Origin of the sequence: Leifsonia sp. fls2-241-R2A-40a (genome assembly GCF_030209575.1) — a bacterium.
Taxonomy (GTDB): Bacteria; Actinomycetota; Actinomycetes; order Actinomycetales; family Microbacteriaceae; genus Leifsonia.
Map to the genome: position 1 here is coordinate 436,620 of NZ_JARVRS010000001.1, position 19,764 is coordinate 456,383.

The following is a 19,764-nucleotide window of genomic DNA, read 5'->3' on the forward strand; positions in this document are numbered from 1 at the left end:
TTGAGTAAGGGATCGTACATATCACAGGTCTATTTCAGCATGGACCACCGACACACCTCTTGAGGAGCAACCATGGACCCCCGTGCACTCGCCCCAGCCACCGCGCCTGCGGACCGTCCGACCGCGGCGACGCCGATATGTGAGGCGCACCGCGGCGGTGCGAACCGGAGTTCACGGCACGGCGGCGAGATTCCGCAGATCGGTGATCCCAGCCCGTCGACGCTCTGCTCCAACCTGGCGCGCTCGGTCGTGGAGATCCTGGCCGGCGCCCGCTCCCTCGACCAGATCGGCCGCTGGGTGAGCGATTCGGTGTACGTCCATCTCCTCCGCCGCACGATGCTCAGTGCGCGTGGCCGGGCCGACTCGGCCGAGGACACCCTGCGTCCGCGCATGCAGATCGGCGAGCCCGTGATCAGCTCCCCCTCGGAGGGCGTGGTGGAAGCGGTCGTGCTGGTGCATCAGCCGGGGCGCTCCCGCGCTGTCGCCATCCGGCTGGAGCGTCACCGGACGCGCTGGCGGGCGACGGCGGTCAACGTGCTCTGACCGCTGGGCCGCTGCCGGCGGGACGAAATGACCGCTCCGGAAGACGAGTCCGAAACGACGAATGGCGGCCCCACGCGGGGCCGCCATTCGTGCGTCAGAGGGTTGGTCCTGGCGTCAGCGCTTCTTCGCCTGCGCCCGACGCTCGGCGCGGTTTACCGGCGCTGCATCGTCGGAGGAGTCGACACGCTGTCCGAACGCACCGCGCTGGGTGGCGCCCTGAGCCGGAGCCACCGCCGGCGCGGTCTGCTGCTGCTCCTGCGCCCGCTGAGCCTTCGCCGTGGCGGCCTGCTCCAGCTGGCCACGCTGGTTGCGCACCTCGACACCGCCCTGCTCGGCCGGTGCGGAGTAGCTGAGCCTCGGCTCGTTCTCGCTCGGGGCCAGACCCTTCGCGGCCACGGCCGGAGCCTCGACCTCGCCCGGCGCCTGGTTGACCTCGACCTCCAGGTTGAACAGGAAGCCGATGGTCTCCTCCCGGATGGCGCCCATCATCTGCTGGAACATCGCGTAACCCTCGCGCTGGTACTCGACCAGCGGGTCGCGCTGCGCCATGGCACGGAGGCCGATGCCGTCCTTCAGGTAGTCCATCTCGTAGAGGTGGTCGCGCCAGCGGCGGTCGATCACCGAGAGCACGACGCGACGCTCGAGCTCGCGCATCGCGGGGGCTCCGAGCGACTCCTCGCGACGCTGGTAGGCGAGCTTGGCATCGGACATGATCTCGCGGCGCATGAAGTCGCGGTTGATCCTGCCCTTGTTGCCGGCCTCGGCGATGACCTCGTCGATGCTCACGCCGATCGGGTAGAGCGTCTTGAGCTCGGCCCAGAGGGCGTCGAAGTCCCAGTCGTCGCCGCTGCCCTCGCCGGTGTGCTGGTCGAGGATGTCGTCGATCACGTCGGTCAGGAACTGCTGCACGCGCTCGTGCAGGTCGTCGCCCTCGAGGACGTGGCGGCGGTCGCTGTAGATGGCCTCGCGCTGGCGGTTGAGGACGTCGTCGTACTTGAGGACGTTCTTGCGGATCTCGGCGTTGCGCGCCTCCACTTGCGACTGCGCGCTGCGGATCGCCCGGCTGACGACCTTGGACTCGATCGCCATGTCGTCCGGGACGCTGCTGCGGCCCATCAGGCTCTCGGCTGCGCCGGAGTTGAACAGACGCATCAGGTCGTCGGTCAGCGAGAGGTAGAAGCGGCTCTCGCCCGGGTCGCCCTGACGGCCGGAACGGCCGCGGAGCTGGTTGTCGATGCGGCGCGACTCGTGGCGCTCGGTTCCGAGCACGTAGAGCCCGCCCGCCGCGACGACCTTCTCGGCTTCTTCGGCGACCTGCGCCTTGACGGCGGTGAAGACGTCGTCCCAGGCGGCCTCGTACTCGTCCGGCGTCTCCACCGGCGACAGCCCGCGGGCGTTCATCTCGGCGACGGCGATGAACTCCGAGTTGCCGCCCAGCATGATGTCGGTACCGCGACCGGCCATGTTCGTGGCGACGGTGACCGCGCCGAGCCGACCGGCCTGGGCGACGATCGCCGCCTCACGCGCGTGGTTCTTCGCGTTGAGCACCTCGTGGCGCACGCCCTTCTTGGCGAGGAGACGCGAGAGGTACTCGCTCTTCTCGACCGAGGTCGTGCCGACCAGCACGGGCTGGCCCTTCTCGTGCCGCTTGGCGATGTCTTCGACGACCTGGTCGAACTTCGCCTTCTCGTTCTTGTAGACGAGGTCCGACTGGTCGATGCGCTGCATCGGCTTGTTCGTCGGGATGGGGACGACGCCCAGCTTGTAGGTGCTCATGAACTCGGCGGCCTCGGTCTCGGCCGTACCCGTCATGCCCGACAGCTTCTTGTAGAGGCGGAAGTAGTTCTGCAGGGTCACGGTGGCGAGGGTCTGGTTCTCGGCCTTGACCTCGACGCCCTCCTTCGCCTCGATCGCCTGGTGGATGCCCTCGTTGTAGCGGCGTCCGACGAGGATGCGGCCCGTGTGCTCGTCGACGATCAGCACCTCGCCGTTCATGACGACGTAGTCCTTGTCGCGCTTGAACAGGGCGTTGGCCTTGATCGCATTGTTGAGGAACGAGATCAGCGGAGTGTTCGCGGACTCGTAGAGGTTGTCGATGCCGAGGTAGTCCTCGACCTTCTCGATTCCCGGCTCGAGCACGCCGACGGTGCGCTTCTTCTCGTCGACCTCGTAGTCCTCGTCCGGGGTGAGGCGCTTCGCGAGGCTCGCGAACTCGTTGAACCAGCGGTTCGCCTCGCCCGACGAGGGGCCGGAGATGATGAGCGGCGTGCGGGCCTCGTCGATGAGGATCGAGTCGACCTCGTCGACGATCGCGAAGAAGTGGCCGCGCTGGACCATGTCGCTCGCCTGCCACGCCATGTTGTCGCGCAGGTAGTCGAACCCGAACTCGTTGTTGGTGCCGTAGGTGATGTCGGCGGCGTACTGCTCGCGGCGCTCCTCCGGTGTCTGGCCGGCGAGGATCACGCCGGTCGTCATGCCGAGCGCGCGGAAGACGCGGCCCATCAGCTCCGACTGGTAGCTGGCCAGGTAGTCGTTGACCGTGATGACGTGGACGCCGCGGCTGGCGATGGCGTTGAGGTACGCCGCGGTGGTGGCGACGAGGGTCTTGCCCTCACCGGTCTTCATCTCGGCGATGTTGCCGAGGTGCAGCGCCGCGCCTCCCATGATCTGCACGTCGAAGTGCCGCATGCCCAGCGTGCGCTTCGCGGCCTCGCGGACCGCGGCGAACGCCTCCGGGAGCAGGTCGTCGAGCGACTCGCCGTTGCCGTAGCGCTCGCGCAACTCGACGGTCTCGTGCGCGAGTTCCTCGTCGGTGAGTTCGCTGAAATCGTCTTCGAGGGCGTTGACCGCCTTCGCGTACGCCTCCAGGCGGCGGAGGGTGCGACCCTCGCCGACGCGGAGGACCTTCTCAAGAACTGAGGCCACTGATTGAACTCCACTTACGCTCGGTCGGGCTCGTGGCCCGGCGCCCCGGCGGACGCACGCCGAACGGCATACTCCGCCGACGCTAGGGACATGCTACTTGTTCCGACCTGACGTTGGACCTGCCCGTCCTGAGAGGACCCTGGATGCCGGCTCGACACCGCCGGCGCGCCAGCAGGGGTCGATGGCGGCCGCCGCCCGGGCGGCCACCATCGACGCTCCCGCTCAGTGCCCGGCGCTCAGCCCAGCTTGCGGGCGGCGGTCGCCGCCTCCTGCAGCTCCTCCGCCTCGTCGTCCAGCGTGATCACGCCGTAGTCCCAGCCCTTGCGGCGGTACACGACGCTCGGACGCTTGGTCTCCTGGTCGACGAACAGATAGAAGTCGTGCCCGACGAGCTCCATGTAATACAGAGCGTCGTCGACGGTCATCGGAACGGAGGCGAACACCTTCTTGCGGATGACGACGGGGCTGTACTCCTCTTCCGTCTCCGCGTTCTCCGCCGTCTCATCGGACTGGGCCGGCACGGAGCCGGTGCGCACCTGGTCGAGCACCGCGACGGGCGCCGCCGCGAGGCCGACCGCACTGAAGCCGTCGGTGCTCGCCTCGCGCAGCGAGGTGGGCCGGTGCTGCCCGCGGTGGACCTTGCGGCGGTCCTTCGCGCGACGTACACGTTCCAGGAGCTTGCCGAGGGCGATGTCGAAGGCGGCGTACTTGTCCGTCCCCGTCGCCTCGGATCTCACCACGGCTCGAGGGCCGACGAGCGTGAGCTCGACGCGGTCGTCGCCGTTCTGGGTGCCCATCTTCTCGTTGTGCCTGCTGACCTTGATCTCGAACGAGATCGCCCTTTCGGCCAGATGCGCCACCTTCTCGGATTTCTCGGTGGCGTACTCCCGGAAGCGGTCGGTGATGCCCAGGTTGCGTCCGATGATTGTGATGTCCATGGAGACCTCCCTGTTCCGGCGTGAACGTCCGCCCGGATCACGAAGGGCGGCATCGCTCGCGCCTTTTCGACCACCGTAGTGCTGCCGGGCCGGTTACGGAACCGGAAAACACGCGGCATCCTCGATGGATCCGCTGGATGCTGCCTGAGCCGCTGCTCCATTCCGGAGTGGCGTGCGGGCGAGGGCGACCGCGCCTGCCACCCTCCCGCCGGCGACCTGGATGGCGCGGGCGGCTTCGAGGATCGTCGCGCCGGACGTGACGATGTCGTCGACGATCAGGCAGTCGCGCCCGGCGAGCCGCGGGGACGCCACCAGGCTCCCCCGCCGGTTGCCCGATCGCTCCGGCGCCGACAGCCCCGCTTGATCAGCCGTCTGGCGGGACAGGCGGAGCGCCCGCCACAGCGGCGGGACCAGGATGTGCGCCCGCGCCAGCACCGACCGTGTGGGGTGATAGCCCCGGCGTCGCCAAGCGGAACGGGTCGACGGGATGAGTACGGGGAGCAGCGCCGACCCCTCGGCCGTACCACCCCGCGCCGCCTGTCGCTGCGCTTCGGCCACCACGCACCGCAGAGCACGCGCGAGCGCCCGCGCCAGCTCCACGCGGCCTCCGTCTTTATACGCGAGCAGCACCCGTCTCGGGATGCCCTCGTAGGTGAGCGCCGACCACACCGGGATGTCTCCGACCGCGTGCATGCGCGTGGTCGGTCGCAATTCCTCCTCGCACTGCTCGCAGAGCGAGCGATCGGGCCGGCGGCAGCCGGCACAGCGGACGGGGAGGACGATCGCCGACGCATCGAGGAGGGATTCGCGGACCAGGGTGTGAACTGTCATGGCTCGAGCATCCCGGGCAGGCGGAGGGCGACGGCCGGGGCGACCTCGATCGGTGGAGAACCGGTCAGCGGCGGTGGCTGTGGAGAATCAGGGCTGCCCCTGCTGCACGGCCACAGCACCGACCTTGTCGGTCTGCGCCTGCCAGCCGGTTCCCGTCGGCGCGAGCAGTGTGCCGTCGTCGCTGAGGACGACGTAGGGCGCGAGCCCTGCCGCGCCGACGATGACCCGGCCGCTCGCCGGCCCGGAGGTGGTGGTCTGCTCGCCGCCAACGGCCTGCTGCGTGATCGTCGTCGCCTCGCCGTTGGTGGCGCTCAGCACCGCGATGGTGAGGTCGCTCGTCCACGCCGCCGAGCGCGGCGCCGAGCTCGGCACGGCGAGCTCGATCGGCTCGGTGAGGGAGGTCGGCGTCGCATTGCCGCCGCGGACGATCCCGGCCGCCATCAGCGAGTAGCCGGTCGTCGTCTTCAGCAGTGCGGCCACCCGGGTCCCGTCGCGGGACACCGCGAGCGAGAGGATGGACGTCGCATTCGGCCACGCAGCGGCGACGGGATGCACGTCGCTTCCTCCTGCGCCCGAGACCTGGATGGCGTTGGGGCTCGCGGCGGGAACCGACCAGACCCATCCGTTCGCATCCAGCGTCGGGCCGATGAGCCCGGCCCGCGCGTCCACGCGCACCGGGTCGCCCGTCCTCCGCACCGAGTAGATGCCGCCCTGAGACAGCACGGCGGCCTGCTCGTGCGAGGCGCTCAGGGTGATCGCACTCGGGTGCAGCGCCGCGACCTTGTCGCTCAGTCCGTTGAGCGCGGTGACGGACTCTCCGTTGAGCGGGCCGAAGACGTCGCCGCGCGCGACGAAGGGACGGGAGTCGACCGGCGGATTCCTGACCGGCAGCGCCGAGGTGTTCAACGACGGGACCTGCTGGACGTTGCCCTCGATCGACAGCTGGACGTTCTGGGCGAGGCTGCCGAGCGACTGCTCCAGCTGGTACTGCATCCGCTGCAGCTGTGCCGGATCGGCCTGGGCGGCCTCGGAACTCAGGTCGACGTGCGCCACCCCGCCGGATGTCGTCACCGACGGCACGGCGAGCTGCGTCCCCTTCGGGAACGACGAGGTCACCGCCCCGGTCAGCCACGGCGCTGGTCCCGCCAGCACGGAGGAGGCGACCCGGGTCGCCGCCGAGGCGACGCGTGCCGGGAACCAGCGCGCGTCGGGGACGAGGTACGCATACCCGGGGCTGTAGAAGTAGAGCGTCTGCTGCGCGAACACCGCCCGGAACGTCGGGTCGTCGATGACGACACCGTCCGGGGCGACGGAGATCCGCCACTCCCCGTTCTCACGGACCAGTTGGTAGTTCAGGCCGACGGGGGCCGTGCTGCCGACGGGGTGGTAGGTGCCCACCGCATCCACGTTGGCCACCGGGGTGACCTCCACACGCCAGAGCGCGCCCTGGTCGTCGTAGCTGCGATTGCGGCCGTCGTCGACCGTCACGGACTCGTCGGGGTTCCAGTTGGCGCCCATGGACCGGGTCAGGTACTCCCGGGCGATGGCGAAGTTGTTCTTCGGGCTGGAGGCTGCGTCGATGAAGCCCTGCACGATCCGCTGCTGGCTGGCGCCCTTCTCGGGCGGTGACGGGTTGAAGTCGAGGTCGAGCGGGTCGTTGACCTGGGCGACCGGTGCACCCTGGCGGACGGGCCCGGAGTCGGGGATGCTCGCGCAGGCGGCGAGCGCGGTCAGCAGCAGCGCCATCAGCGCCGCGAGCCCGAGCCGTGCGGCGCCGGTGCGCGGGAGCATCCTGCGCCGGGTCATGCGTGGGTCTCGCTTCCGGTCGGGGTGCTCGCACCGTGCGGCATGCTCGCCCCGGCGTCCGCCGGAGGAAGGGGCAGCGGGGAGGCGGTGATCTCACGCCCGACCACCCGCGGCAGCGTCAGCCGGAAGCACGAGCCCGCGCCCGGCGCCGACCAGACCTGCAGCCAGCCAGAGTGCAGGGTCGCGTCCTCGAGCGAGATCGCGAGGCCGAGACCGGTGCCGCCGAGCGTGCGCTTGCGCGACGGATCGGCCCGCCAGAACCGGTCGAAGACGTGGCCGGTGTCCTGCGGGTTCATGCCGATCCCGTAGTCGCGCACTGTGAGCGCGATGGCGGTCTCGTTGCTGTCGACGGTGACGATCACCGGGCGGCCCTCGCCGTGCTCGATCGCGTTCCCGATCAGGTTGCGCACGACGCGGCGGATGCGGCGCGGGTCCATCGGAACGTCGAAGTACCCGCCGGGCGCGTCCAGGGCGAGCTCGGAGCCGTTCTGCTCGGAGAGGGTGCGCAGCTCTTCCACGCAGTCCTCCGCGAGCCTCACCAGGTTGGTCGGCTCGGCGTCCAGCACCACCGAACCGGCGTCGTAGCGGCTGATCTCGAGCAGGTCGGAGAGCAGCCGGTCGAACCGCTCGATCTGGGTGTGCAGCAGCTCGGCCGTCCGCGCGGTCGCCGGAGCGAACCCCTCGCGCTGGTCGTAGATGACGTCGCCGGCGAGGCGGATCGTGGTCAGCGGGGTGCGGAGCTCGTGCGACACGTCCGACACGAATCGCTGCTGCAGTTGCGACAGGGTCGCCAGCTGGTTGATCTGGCTCTGCAGGCTGTCCGCCATCCCGTTGAACGAGCGGGCGAGGGACGCGAACACATCCTCACCGCGTTCCGGGATGCGCACCGCCAGGTCGCCGGCGGCGAGGCGCTCGCTGGTGCGGGCGGCGACGCGGATCGGCTCGACCACGAAGCGGACGATCACCCAGGTGATCGCACCGATGAGGAGGATGAGCGCGAGCCCCGCGAGCAGCAGGGTGTTCTGCACGAACAGCAGCGTGTTCTCGGAGTCGCGCAGGTTGTAGCCGATGTAGAGCTCGTACTTGCCGTAGGACGGCAGCGTCAGCTGCGATCCGACAACGATGCCGGGATCGGTGTCCCCGGCGGCGGGCAGCGCAACGGACTGGTAGTACTGCTTCGTTCCGCCGTTCTGCACCTTCTCGCGCAGCTCGGGAGAGATGACCGAGTTGATGGCGGGGCTCCCGCGATCGGGAGGCGCGAGGATGCCGGTGTCCTGGCCGGGGACGCGGTAGGCGGCCACCAGCCGGCTCGAGGTCGAGGCCTGCACGCTCTGCAGCACGGTGTTCAGCAGGTTCTTGCCGGCATCCCCCGAGGACACGTCCGACGCGTTGAGCGTGGACTGCGCCGTCGTGGTCGCCCGGCTGGAGTCCCGGAGCGCCTGGTCGAGCCGCGACTGGTACAGGTCGTTGCTGATGCTGAGCGCCATGTAGACGCCGGTGACCAGGATCGCGACGCCGGTCAGCAGGAGGGTGATGGCGACCGTCCGCAACTGCAGCGAGGTGCGCCACAGGCGTGCGAGACGTGACGGCGCCTGCCGCCACCAGTCCCGCGTCGGCCACCAGCGCATCCCGAGCCTCCGCCGGTCAGGCGGCCGTGCCGGCGCGGTAGCCGACCCCGCGCACGGTCATGACGATCTTCGGGTTGTCCGGGTCCTGCTCGACCTTGGCCCGCAGGCGCTGCACGTGGACGTTCACCAGGCGGGTGTCGGCCTTGTAGTGGTAGCCCCAGACCTGCTCCAGCAGCATCTCGCGGGTGAAGACCTGCTGCGGCTTGGAGGCGAGCGCGAGCAGCAGGTCGAATTCGAGGGGCGTCAGGGCGATGCGGGTGTCGCCGCGGCGGACCTCGTGGCCGGCCACGTCGACGACGAGGTCGCCGACGCTGAGCTCGTCGGCGGGCGGTGCGACGGGGGCTGGACGCAGCCGCGTGCGGATGCGGGCGACGAGCTCCTTCGGGTTGAAGGGCTTGACCATGTAGTCGTCGGCGCCCGATTCGAGGCCTTTGACGACGTCGGCGGTGTCGGACTTCGCGGTGAGCATGATGATCGGGGTGCCGGACTCCGAGCGGATGCGGCCGCACACCTCGATGCCGTCCATGCCGGGGAGCATCAGATCGAGCAGGACGAGGTCGGGCTTCGACGACCGGAAGGTGTCGACCGCCAGGGCGCCGTCTTCGCAGAACACGGGGTCGTATCCCTCGGTGCGGAGCACGATGCCGATCATCTCCGCAAGGGCGGTGTCGTCGTCGACCACCAGGATGCGACTAGTCATGTGCGAAGTTCCCCGAACCCCTCTCGAGCGGCCTCAGGCCGTGAAGTGACATGACCAGCGTAATGGAGTCGCCTGCTACGGGCTTGAATGAAAGCCTTGCGTGCCCTGTGGAAGGGCCACCGCGCCGCGGAGCGATGTGCCAGCATGGGACCAACGCACGACGCGGGGGACGGAAGGGCACGGCGTGAGCGACGAACAGAACTGGCAGGCGCCCGGCGCATCGGGGCAGACGCCCGCGCCGGAAGGCCAGCCGCAGCAGCCGCAAGCGCCGCAGCAGCCGCAGCAGCCGCAGTACGGGCAGTACGCGCCGCAGCCCGGATGGCAGCAGCAGCCCGGGTGGCAGCAGCAGCCGTACGGGCAGCAGCCGTACCCTGCCGGCGCCCAGCCCGCCTGGACGCCTCCGCCGAAGCCCGGCCTCATCCCGCTCCGTCCTCTCACGCTCGGACCGCTGCTCGCGGGACCCTTCCAGGCGCTCCGGCGCAACCCCCGCATCACGGTGGGTGCTGCGCTGCTGCTCCAGGGCATCCCGTCGATCGTCGTCTCCGTCCTGATCGCCGGCGGTGTCGCGCTCCTGGTCGGACGCGTGGTCTCCGGTGAGCTGGAGGATCAGCCGACGCTCCGTGCCGGGCTCGTCGGCGGCACCATCGTGCTCGCCGTCCTCTCGCTCGTCATCACGACGGTCTTCAGTGCCCTGCTGCAGGGCGTCATCGTCGCCGACGTCGCGCGCGAGTCCCTCGGTGAGAAGCTCACTTTCCGGGCGCTGTGGCAGTCGATCCGCGGCCGGATCGGCGCGCTCATCGGCTGGACCATGCTCCTCGCCCTCGCCTGGATCGTCGCGTTCGCCCTCGTGATCGCCGTGATCGTCGCCCTCGCGATGATCGGCGGTCCCGCCGGGACGATCGGAGCGGTGCTCGTCGGCATCTTCGGCGGCCTCGCGCTGATCGTCCTCGCCTTCTGGGTGAACACGAAGCTCGCCATGGTCCCCAGCGTGATCGTGCTGGAGCGGCTGTCGCTCACCGCGGCCGTCGCCCGCTCCTGGCGGCTCACCACGGGCTTCTACTGGCGGACGCTCGGCATCATCCTGCTGGTCTGGGTCATCGTGTATGCGATCACCCAGACCGTCGCCATCCCGTTCGGCATCATCGGCGGCCTCGTGGGCGGCGTCTTCGCACCGACGTCGGCGAGCACGTCCGACTCGCTGACGCAGGTCCTCGTCGCGCAGCTGAGCGTCAATGTGGTGTCCAGCATCGTGACCGGCATCGTCGGAGCGATCGGCAGCGTCATCCAGACGGCGGCCGTCTCCCTCCTCTACCTCGATCTGCGGATGCGCAAGGAGGGGCTGGACCTCGAGCTGGTGCGCTTCGTGGAGGCGCGCCAGACCGGTCAGGAGCTCCCGGACCCGTACCTCCCGCCCGCAGCACAGCCCGCGGCGCCGACGGCCGGGTGGCCCGCCGGCTGATCGTGATGCATCTCGAGATCCCGGTGGACCCGAGTTCGCCGGAGGCACAGGAGTGGCTGCGCGACGAACTGGCGCGCCCGGAGTACCAGGCGGCCAAGCCGACCTGGTTCGACGTCGCCTCGAAAGCGGTGCAGGACTGGATCGCGTCGCTGTTCCAGGGTCCGGGCGGCAACGGCGGTCCGCTCCTCCCCCTGATCGTCCTGCTGATCCTCGCCGGCCTGATCGTGGCCGCCTTCTTCATCTTCGGTCGGCCCCGAAGAAACCGTCGCTCGGCCATCGACCGCCGGTCGCTGTTCGGGGTCGAGGACGGGCGCACCGCCTCCGACCTCCGCGCCGCGGCGGAGCGGGCCGCGCGTTCTGGCGACTGGGTCGTGGCCGTCGAGGAGCAGTTCCGCGCCATCGCGGCCGCGCTCGACGAGCGGACACTCGTTCACGTGACCCCGGGTACCACCGCGACGGAGTTCGCGCAGCAGGCCGCCCGCATCGCGCCGGGAGAAGGAGAGGCGCTGCGACGGGCCGCGCGCGTCTTCGACGAGGTGCGGTACCTCGACCGGCCCGGATCCGAGGGCTCGTACCAGCTCCTCGTGGGTCTCGATCAGCGACTTCAGGGCGTCCGCGTCCCGGCGCCGCAGGTGGTCGCGTGACCGCGCCCCCGCCCGCCCCCGCGCCGGCGCAGGCACCCGTCCGAAAGGCGGACGCACCTGCGGACGGCTCCTCCGGCCGAGGCACGGACACCAACGCCGCCGCCCTCTCCCCCACGGTGCGACAGACCGCTCGTCGCGCCGTTCCGTGGATCGTGCTCGCCGCGATCGCGGTGCTCATCGCCCTCGGCGGCATCCTGCTGACCGGGGGTCGCGTCGGGGCCGGAACCCCCCTCGACGCCGCCAACGCGGCGCCCGCGGGAGCGAAGGCCGTCGCCCAGGTGCTGCGCGAGCGGGGCGTCGACGTGCAGTCCGTGACGACCTTGGCCGCTGCGCAAGCGGCCGCCGCTGACGATTCGACGGTGCTCATCTTCGATCCCGACGGGAACCTCCCGGCCGACGGGTACCGTCGGCTCGCCGGAGACGGCCGCACCCTCGTCCTCGTCGAGCCCGGTTTCCGCGCGCTGCAGACGGTGGCACCCGACGTCAGCGCGGCCGGGGCGCCGCGAGGCACCGTTACCGCGGGGTGCACCGTGCCGGCGGCGGAGCGGGCCGAACGCATCGACCCCCGCACGACTCCCGGAACGGAAGGGATCGTGCTGCCCGGTACCTTCCGGGTGTCGGGCGACGCTCTCGCCTGCTTCAGCGACCGGGACGACCACGCGTCGCTGGTGCGCACCACCTTCGACGACTCGACCGCGTACCTCCTTGGCTCAGGGTCCGTGCTCACCAACGACGGCGTCGACCGGCTGGGAAACGCCGCGCTCGCGCTGAACCTGCTCGGCGCTCACCGCACGCTCGTCTGGTACCTGCCGTCGGTCGGCGACCGGCCGGTCACCGGACCTCCGGACATCGGTGCGCTGACGCCGGGCTGGGTCACGCCGGTGATGCTCCTCCTCCTCGTGGTCTTCGTGGCGGCCGCGATCTGGCGCGGCCGTCGCTTCGGCCCGCTCGTCGTCGAGAACCTGCCGGTGGTGGTGCGCGCCGGCGAGACCCGCGAGGGCCGGGCCCGCCTCTACCAGCGCTCCTCGGCACGGCTGCGCGCGGCGGATGCGCTCCGCGTCGGGACGATCGGCCGGCTCTCCGCACTCGTCGGGCTGCCGACGACCGCGACCACGAGCGAGGTGGCCGACACCGTCGCCGGGCTGCTCCGCCGCGACCGGGCCGCGCTCCGCGACATCCTGCTCGATCGCGTGCCGCAGACCGACCGCGACCTCATCGCGCTCTCCGACGATCTCGCGGAGCTCGAACGAGCCACCGCCGCAGCCGTCACGCCCACCGCGGGCCCGACCGGAAGAATGGATGCATGACAGACGTCACGACAGGAACCGGGTTCCCCGCTTCCACCCCCGCCGCCGGCGACGCCGCACGCCTGCGCTCTGCTTTGGCGGCGGTGCGCGCCGAGGTGGGCAAGGCCGTGGTCGGCCAGGACGGCGCGGTCACCGGTCTGATGATCGCCCTGCTCGCGCGCGGGCACGTCCTGCTGGAGGGTGTGCCCGGTGTGGCCAAGACCCTGCTCGTCCGGTCGCTGAGCCAGGCGCTCAGCCTCGACACCAAGCGCGTGCAGTTCACGCCGGACCTCATGCCCGGCGACGTGACCGGATCTCTGGTGTACGACGCCCAGACCGGTGGGTTCGTGTTCCGCGAAGGACCGGTGTTCACCAACATCCTGCTCGCGGACGAGATCAACCGGACGCCCCCGAAGACGCAGTCCGCGCTGCTGGAGGCCATGGAAGAGCGCCAGGTGAGCGTCGACGGCGTGAGCCGACGGCTCCCCGACCCGTTCATCGTGGCGGCGACCCAGAACCCGATCGAGTACGAGGGCACGTACGCCCTGCCCGAGGCGCAGCTCGACCGCTTCCTGCTGAAGCTCACGCTCGAGGTCCCGGAGCGCGAGCTCGAGGTGGAAGTGCTGCGGCGTCACGCGGCGGGGTTCAACCCGCGCGACCTCGCCGGCGCGGGCGTCTCCCCCGTCCTCGGCGCGGCCGAACTGCACGCCGCGCGCGAGTCGGCTGCTGCCGTCGGCGCGAATCCGGATGTGCTGGCGTACATCGTCGACCTCGCACGCGCGACCCGGAACAGTCCCTCGGTCCGGCTGGGCGTGAGCCCGCGAGGAACCACGGCTCTCCTCGCCGCGGCGAAGGCGTGGGCGTGGCTCTCCGGCTACGAGTCGATCACCCCGGACCACGTGCAGGCGATGCTCGTGCCGGTCTGGCGCCACCGGATCCAGCTGCGGCCCGAGGCCGAACTGGAAGGTGTCGGCGCCGACGCGATCCTGCGCTCGATCCTCCAGCAGGTCCAGGTCCCGATCTAGGCCGCCGACGTGACCCTCTCCGGACGTTTCGTCGCCCTGCTCGCTCTAGGCGTGGTGCCCGTCGTACTGCTCGGCGGGCGCGAGGCTCTCGCCTACGCGACGCTGGGCGGATGGGTGCTGCTGTGCGTGCTCCTGGGGCTGCTCGACCTGCTGATCGCGGGCTCTCCGCGGTCCGTCGCGGTCGAGCGGTCGCTCCCGCTGCGCGTTCGGCTCGGCGCGGAGGCGGCCTCGGAGCTGTACGTGACGAACACCGGCCGCCGCACGATCCGCGGAACCGTACGAGACGCGTGGGAGCCGTCCGCGGCGGCGGAGCCGACCCGCACGCGGGTCACCCTTCCTGCGGGCGAGCGCCGGCGGATCGTGACGTCCCTCCGGCCCTGGCGGCGCGGCGAGCGGCGCGTCGCCACGGTCACCGTCCGGTCGTGGGGTCCGCTGCACCTGTGGGCGCGCCAGGCGACGCTGGAGGCGCCCGGGCGCATCCGCGTGCTCCCTCCGTTCACCGCCCGGAAGCACCTGCCCTCCCGGCTGGCGCGCCTCCGCGAGCTGGAGGGCAGCACCAGCGTGCTGCTGCGCGGCCAGGGGTCGGAGTTCGACTCCCTGCGGGAGTACGTGCGCGGAGACGACGTGCGCTCCATCGACTGGCGTGCGACGGCACGGCGGCACGACCCCGCTAGCGGACAGGGCGCTCGCGTCATGGTGCGCACCTGGCGGCCGGAGCGCGACCGGCGCGTCATCATCGTGATCGACTCCGCTCGCACCTCCGCGGCCCGCGTGGCCGACGAGCCGCGCATCGACACCGCATTCGAGGCCTCGCTGCTGCTCGCCGCGCTCGCCACACGCGCGGGCGACCGGGTCGACCTGGTCGCCTATGACCGCGTCGTGCGCGGCCGGGTGCAGGGAGCGAGCGGCCCGGAGCTGCTCTCCCGGATGGTGGATGCGATGGCCGGCATCGAACCCGCGCTCATCGAGATGGACTGGTCGGCCGTCCCCGCCCAGGTCGCGTCGCTCACCTCGCAGCGCTCGCTCGTGGTCCTGCTCACGTCGATCGAGTCGCCGGGCGGCTCCCGCGGGCTGCTGTCGGTGCTCCCGCAGCTCACGGCGAAGCACCTGGTGGTGGTCGCGAGCGTGACCGACCCCGACACGCTGGAGGCCACCGGGCAGCGGCGCGACCGGGACGAGGTCTACCGCGCTGCGGCCGCCGAGCGATCGCTCCTCGACCTCAGCCGCGTGGCGGCGGCCGTCCGCCGGCTCGGCGGAGACGTGGTCACCGGATCCCCTGCCGACCTCCCTCCCGCACTCGCCGACCGCTACCTGGCCCTCAAGGCGGCCGGACGGCTCTGAGCCCGGCGGCGGTCAGCCCACGACGATGCGTCGCGCTCCGGCTTCGAACTCGGTGAGGTCGCCCGTCTCGCCCGCCCGCACGGCGCGGCGGCCCAGCACCAGCATGTACGTCAGGTAGGCGGCGAGCGCCAGCGCACCGATCGCGATCTTCGCCCAGACCGGCAGGCCGGACGGCGTAACGAATCCTTCGATCAGGCCGGAGACGAACAGCGAGATCGCGCAGCCGACGGCGACGGTGAACAGCGCACGGCCGTCCTCGGCGAGCGCCTGCCCGCGCGTCCGGGCGCCAGGAGCGATCCATGCCCAGAAGATGCGGAGTCCGGCGGCGGCCGCGACGAACACGCTGGTCAGCTCCAGCAGGCCGTGCGGCACGATGTACGAGAACAGGATGTCCCCGCGCCCGTAGGCGAACATCACGCCGGCGGCCGTGCCGACACCGACGGCGTTCTGGATGAGCACGTACGGCACGTAGAGGCCGGTGATGCCGAACGCGATGCACTGCGCAGCAATCCACGCGTTGTTGGTCCAGACCTGGCCGGCGAAGGACGCAGCCGGGTTGTTGGAGTAGTAGTCGATGAAGTCGTGCTCGACGTAGTGGCGCAGGTTCGCGTCGTCCCCGAGGTTCCGGAGCACGTCCGGGTTGCCGGTGATCCAGACGGCGTAAAGGGTCGCGATGATGATCGTGGCGACGGCGACGCCGAGCACGATCCAGCGCAGCCGGTACAGCGCCGCGGGCAGCTGCAGGACGAAGAACCGCGGCAGCTGCGCGAGCAGATTGCTGCCTGCGCCGGTGAAGCGCAGTCGCGCCGACGACAGGGCGAGCGAGAGCCGATCGCCGACCGCGGTCGCCCCCGCGCTCGTCTGGATGGCGGACAGATCGGCGGCACCGGACTGGTACAGATCGATCAGGCGGTCCGCCTCCGGGCCGTCCAGGCGCCGCTTCGCGGCCAGCCGGGAGAGTTCGTCCCAGTCGGCGCTGCGGGCGGCGGTGAAGGCGTCGAGGTCCATCTGCTTAGATGATATCTATGATGCAGGCCGGGGCCGAGCAGGGCTCCTACACCGGCGAGGCCGTCGCACTCGATGTGAAGCCCGCGAGCTACATCCTCCGTGCCGCCGGGACCATCATCGACTGGCTCACGTACATGCTGGTGATGCTCGGGTGCTTCCTGCTGCTGGCGGCGACCGGCGCGGGGATCGACGAAGCCCTGGTCCGCGTCCTGGTGGTGCTCATCCTGGTGTTCGGGATGGTCGTGCTGCCCACGACGATCGAGCTGCTCTCCCACGGCCGTTCTCTGGGCAAGCTCGCCGTCGGGGCCCGCATCGTGCGCGACGACGGCGGGGCGATCGGCTTCCGACACTCCTTCATCCGCGCTCTCGTGGGCGTGCTCGAGATCTTCATGACCATCGGCGCCATCGCCGCGCTGACCGGGCTGCTCAACGCCCGCTCGAAGCGACTCGGCGACCTTCTCGCCGGCACCTACAGCCAGCTGGTCCGGGTACCGCGACCGCAGCCGCTGACCCTGTACCTGGCACCGCACCTGACCGCCTGGGCGCAGACGGCCGACGTCGCCCGGCTCCCCGACCGCCTGTCGCGGCGGATCGCACAGTTCGTGCGCCAGGCGCCGCAGTTGACGCCGGCCGCGCGGGCCGGTCTCAGCACCGAGCTGGCCCGGGAGGCGTCGCCCTACGTCTCACCGCTCCCGCCCGTGGACGCCGAGACGTTCCTGGTCGCTGTCGCCGTGCTGCGGCGCGAGCGGGATGCCCGCGGGCTCGCCCTCGAGCAGCAGCGACTGGACCGGCTGGATCCCGTGCTCGGCGCGCTGCCCCACGGCTTCCCCGAGCGCTGACCCGCACCCTCGCCCGCACCGCCCGCCCTGCACTCCTGCCACCTGCCCCGTATCGGAGACCCCGTGCCCCCTCGCCGAATCGTCGACCTCAGCCACCGCATCCGCGCGGGCCTGATCACCTACCCGGGGCTGCCCGCACCGACGATCGAACCCCACCTCACCCGCAAGGCGTCACGCGCCGTCTACGCGCCGGGCACGGAGTTCGCGATGGACGTCATCACGATGATCGGGAACACCGGCACGTACCTCGATAGCCCCTTCCACCGCTACGCGGACGGGAGCGACCTGGCCGGCCTGGACCTCGACACCCTGCTGGGGCTGCCGGCGGAGGTCGTCCACCTCAGCGGAGAAGCCGGACGCGGCATCGCCGCGTCAGCGCTCCGCGAGTTCGCGCCCGGCTCGGCCGTCCTGCTCCACACGGGGTGGGACGCGCACTTCGGCACGGCCGCCTACGCCTCCAGAGCACCGTTCCTGACGGAGGACGGCGCGCGGGCCCTCGTGGACGCGGGCGTCGCGCTGGTCGGCATCGACTCGCTGAACATCGACGACACCGAGTCCGGCGGGAGCCGCCCGGCGCACAGCATCCTGCTCGCCGCAGGGATCCACGTCGTCGAGCACCTGACCCGCCTCGGCGAGCTGCCGGAACACGGTGCGCTCTTCACCGCGGCACCTCCCGCGATCGAGGGCTTGGGGACCTTCCCCGTCCGCGCGTTCGCCGAGATACCGGCGAGCTGACCGCGCGCCGCCTCAGTCGTGCAGGATGCGCTGGAACAGGACGTGGTCCTGCCAGCGGCCGGCGATCTGCAGGTAGTTCGGTGCGACGCCGATCCGTTCGAACCCGGCCCGGGTGAGGACGGACTGCGACGCGTGATTGGCCAGCATCGTCGCGGCCTGGAGGCGGTGCAGACCGTAGTCGTCGCGTGCCGCCTCGAGCACGGCCGTGAGCGCCGTGGACGCCAGGCCGCGCCCGACGTGGTCGCGATCGAGCCAGTAGCCCACCGACGCCGACTGGAACGCCCCGCGGACGAGCTGACTGAGCGTCACGCCGCCGGCGATCTGGTCGCCGTCGGCGAGGACCAGCGGGAGCGCAGCATCCATCTCGCGCAGGGCGAGCAGCTCCCGCGTCTGGGAGAGCTGCCCCTCTTCCGTGAAGAAGTCCTCGGTGCGGGTCGGGTCCCACGGCGCGAGGTGACCGCGGTTGCGCTGGTAGGCGTGGGCGAGCGGCCCGGCGTCCTGCACCCTCCGGACCCGGAGGATCAGGCCGCCGGGGAGCTCCCGGTCGGCGAAGTCGAGAACCATCAGTAGCGGTAGTGGTCGACCTTGTAGGGACCGTCGACCGGCACACCGATGTAGGCCGCCTGCTCGGCGGTCAGCGTCGTGAGCTCGACGCCGAGGGCGTCGAGGTGGAGGCGCGCCACCTTCTCGTCGAGGTGCTTCGGGAGCACGTATACGCCGACCGGGTAGTTCTCGGGCGAGACGAAGAGCTCGAGCTGCGCGAGCACCTGGTTCGTGAAGGAGTTGCTCATCACGAAGCTCGGGTGCCCTGTCGCGTTCCCGAGGTTCATCAGGCGGCCCTCGGAGAGGACCAGGATGCTGCGGCCGGTCGGAAGGCGCCACTCGTGCACCTGCGGCTTGATCTCGACCTTCTCGGCGCCCGGGAGCGTCTCGAGCGAGGCCATGTCGATCTCGTTGTCGAAGTGACCCACGTTGGCGACGATGGCCAGGTGCTTGAGGCCGAGCAGGTGGTCGAGGGTGACCACGTTGAGGTTGCCGGTGCCCGTGATGAGGATGTCGATCTGGTCGATCACCGACTCCAGACGCGCGACCTGGTAGCCGTCCATGGCGGCCTGCAGCGCGTTGATCGGGTCGACCTCGCTGACGATGACGCGGGCGCCCTGCCCTCGGAGCGCCTCGGCGGCGCCCTTGCCCACGTCGCCGTAGCCGGCGACGAAGGCGACCTTGCCTCCCATCAGCACGTCGGTGGCCCGGTTGAGACCGTCCGGCAGGGAGTGCCGGATGCCGTACTTGTTGTCGAACTTGCTCTTGGTGACCGAGTCGTTGACGTTGATCGCCGGGAACAGGAGCTGTCCCTCCTTGGCGAGCTCGTACAGGCGGTGCACACCGGTCGTGGTCTCCTCGGTGACGCCGATGATGTCGCCCGCGATGCGCGTCCAGCGGTCCTTCGACGAGGCGAGGGAGGCGCGGAGCGCGGCGAGGATCACGCGGTACTCGTGGCTGTCGCCCTCGGCGTCGTCCGGAACGGCTCCGGCGAGCTCGAACTCGCGGCCCTTGTGCACCAGGAGGGTGGCGTCGCCGCCGTCGTCGAGGATGAGGTTCGGGCCGAGGTAGTCGGCGCCGTCCGCGGCGGCCTCGGCGGACCAGTCGAAGATCTGCTGGGTGCACCACCAGTACTCTTCGAGCGTCTCGCCCTTCCAGGCGAAGACGGGCACACCGGCCGGGGCCTCGGGGGTGCCCTCCGGTCCGACCGCGATGGCGGCGGCCGCTTCATCCTGCGTGGAGAAGATGTTGCAGCTGGCCCAGCGCACCCGTGCGCCGAGCGCGACCAGGGTCTCGATGAGCACGGCCGTCTGGACGGTCATGTGCAGGGACCCGGCGATCCGGGCACCGGCGAGCGGCTGAGCGTCGCCGAACTCGGCGCGGAGGGCCATGAGCCCCGGCATCTCGTTCTCGGCGAGCCGGATCTGGTGGCGTCCGGCCTCTGCGAGGGAGAGGTCGGCGACCTTGAACGGCAGGGAGGTGGCGGTGCTGGTGCTAGCTGGCATGGGCTCTA

At 70.8% G+C, this 19,764-nt stretch carries 17 protein-coding genes; 8 read left to right on the forward strand and 9 right to left on the reverse strand.

The genetic code is table 11. The annotated features are described in order from the left end of the window. Positions 1 to 72 precede the first annotated feature (72 nt). On the forward strand, positions 73 to 543 hold the full coding sequence (locus tag QRN40_RS02220) for an Rv3235 family protein (protein ID WP_285113849.1): 471 nt from the start codon (positions 73 to 75) through the stop codon (positions 541 to 543). Between the two features lie 114 nt (positions 544 to 657). On the opposite strand, the gene secA is transcribed toward QRN40_RS02220, so the two are convergent. The 6 genes from secA to mtrA form a co-directional block, all read right to left on the reverse strand. Then, the gene (gene secA, locus QRN40_RS02225) at positions 658 to 3,468 is read right to left on the reverse strand and encodes a preprotein translocase subunit SecA (RefSeq protein WP_285113850.1); all 2,811 of its coding nucleotides are present in this window, start codon (positions 3,466 to 3,468) and stop codon (positions 658 to 660) included. 236 nt (positions 3,469 to 3,704) lie between these two features. Beyond that, positions 3,705 to 4,406 (reverse strand): ribosome hibernation-promoting factor, HPF/YfiA family, encoded by a 702-nt coding sequence (hpf, locus tag QRN40_RS02230; RefSeq protein WP_285113851.1) that lies wholly within the window; start codon positions 4,404 to 4,406, stop codon positions 3,705 to 3,707. Positions 4,407 to 4,499: 93 nt separating this feature from the next. After that, entirely contained in the window at positions 4,500 to 5,237 is a 738-nt protein-coding gene (locus QRN40_RS02235; RefSeq protein ID WP_285113852.1) for a ComF family protein, read from the reverse strand. An 87-nt stretch (positions 5,238 to 5,324) separates the two neighbouring features. Continuing rightward, the gene (locus QRN40_RS02240) at positions 5,325 to 7,043 is read right to left on the reverse strand and encodes an LpqB family beta-propeller domain-containing protein (protein ID WP_285113853.1); all 1,719 of its coding nucleotides are present in this window, start codon (positions 7,041 to 7,043) and stop codon (positions 5,325 to 5,327) included. Continuing rightward, entirely contained in the window at positions 7,040 to 8,671 is a 1,632-nt protein-coding gene (gene mtrB, locus QRN40_RS02245) for an MtrAB system histidine kinase MtrB (protein WP_285113854.1), read from the reverse strand. The genes QRN40_RS02240 and mtrB overlap by 4 nt, the downstream gene beginning before the upstream one ends. Before the next feature lie 16 nt (positions 8,672 to 8,687). Further along, positions 8,688 to 9,371, reverse strand: a complete 684-nt coding sequence (gene mtrA, locus QRN40_RS02250) for an MtrAB system response regulator MtrA (RefSeq protein WP_285113855.1) — start codon at positions 9,369 to 9,371, stop codon at positions 8,688 to 8,690. Positions 9,372 to 9,555: 184 nt separating this feature from the next. Here mtrA and QRN40_RS02255 point away from each other — a divergent pair, with 184 nt between their 5' ends. The 5 genes from QRN40_RS02255 to QRN40_RS02275 are packed head-to-tail and all read left to right on the forward strand — an operon-like array spanning position 9,556 to position 15,126. After that, positions 9,556 to 10,830, forward strand: a complete 1,275-nt coding sequence (locus QRN40_RS02255; RefSeq protein ID WP_285113856.1) for a DUF7847 domain-containing protein — start codon at positions 9,556 to 9,558, stop codon at positions 10,828 to 10,830. 5 nt (positions 10,831 to 10,835) lie between these two features. Then, positions 10,836 to 11,474, forward strand: coding sequence for a DUF4129 domain-containing protein (locus QRN40_RS02260; RefSeq protein WP_285113857.1), 639 nt, complete (start codon positions 10,836 to 10,838; stop codon positions 11,472 to 11,474). Next, positions 11,471 to 12,781 (forward strand): DUF4350 domain-containing protein, encoded by a 1,311-nt coding sequence (locus tag QRN40_RS02265; protein WP_285113858.1) that lies wholly within the window; start codon positions 11,471 to 11,473, stop codon positions 12,779 to 12,781. Before QRN40_RS02260 ends, QRN40_RS02265 begins: the two co-directional genes overlap by 4 nt. Further along, positions 12,778 to 13,785, forward strand: a complete 1,008-nt coding sequence (locus QRN40_RS02270) for an AAA family ATPase (protein ID WP_285113859.1) — start codon at positions 12,778 to 12,780, stop codon at positions 13,783 to 13,785. Before QRN40_RS02265 ends, QRN40_RS02270 begins: the two co-directional genes overlap by 4 nt. A gap of 9 nt (positions 13,786 to 13,794) precedes the next feature. Beyond that, positions 13,795 to 15,126, forward strand: a complete 1,332-nt coding sequence (locus QRN40_RS02275; RefSeq protein WP_285113860.1) for a DUF58 domain-containing protein — start codon at positions 13,795 to 13,797, stop codon at positions 15,124 to 15,126. A gap of 12 nt (positions 15,127 to 15,138) precedes the next feature. On the opposite strand, the gene QRN40_RS02280 is transcribed toward QRN40_RS02275, so the two are convergent. Further along, positions 15,139 to 16,134, reverse strand: coding sequence for a stage II sporulation protein M (locus QRN40_RS02280; protein ID WP_285113861.1), 996 nt, complete (start codon positions 16,132 to 16,134; stop codon positions 15,139 to 15,141). Positions 16,135 to 16,151: 17 nt separating this feature from the next. Here QRN40_RS02280 and QRN40_RS02285 point away from each other — a divergent pair, with 17 nt between their 5' ends. After that, a complete protein-coding gene (locus QRN40_RS02285) occupies positions 16,152 to 16,973 on the forward strand; it encodes an RDD family protein (RefSeq protein ID WP_285113862.1) in 822 nt (273 codons plus the stop codon). Between the two features lie 63 nt (positions 16,974 to 17,036). Beyond that, on the forward strand, positions 17,037 to 17,708 hold the full coding sequence (locus tag QRN40_RS02290) for a cyclase family protein (protein WP_285113863.1): 672 nt from the start codon (positions 17,037 to 17,039) through the stop codon (positions 17,706 to 17,708). A 12-nt stretch (positions 17,709 to 17,720) separates the two neighbouring features. Here the strand turns inward: QRN40_RS02290 and QRN40_RS02295 are convergent, their stop codons facing one another. Both QRN40_RS02295 and ahcY read right to left on the reverse strand, forming a co-directional pair. Continuing rightward, positions 17,721 to 18,272 carry a GNAT family N-acetyltransferase gene (locus QRN40_RS02295; RefSeq protein ID WP_285113864.1) on the reverse strand — a complete coding sequence of 184 codons (552 nt, stop codon included), beginning with the start codon at positions 18,270 to 18,272 and terminating at the stop codon, positions 17,721 to 17,723. Continuing rightward, positions 18,272 to 19,756: an adenosylhomocysteinase gene (ahcY, locus tag QRN40_RS02300; RefSeq protein WP_285113865.1), complete on the reverse strand. Its 1,485-nt coding sequence runs from the start codon at positions 19,754 to 19,756 to the stop codon at positions 18,272 to 18,274. Before ahcY ends, QRN40_RS02295 begins: the two co-directional genes overlap by 1 nt. Between the last annotated feature and the right edge of the window lie 8 nt (positions 19,757 to 19,764).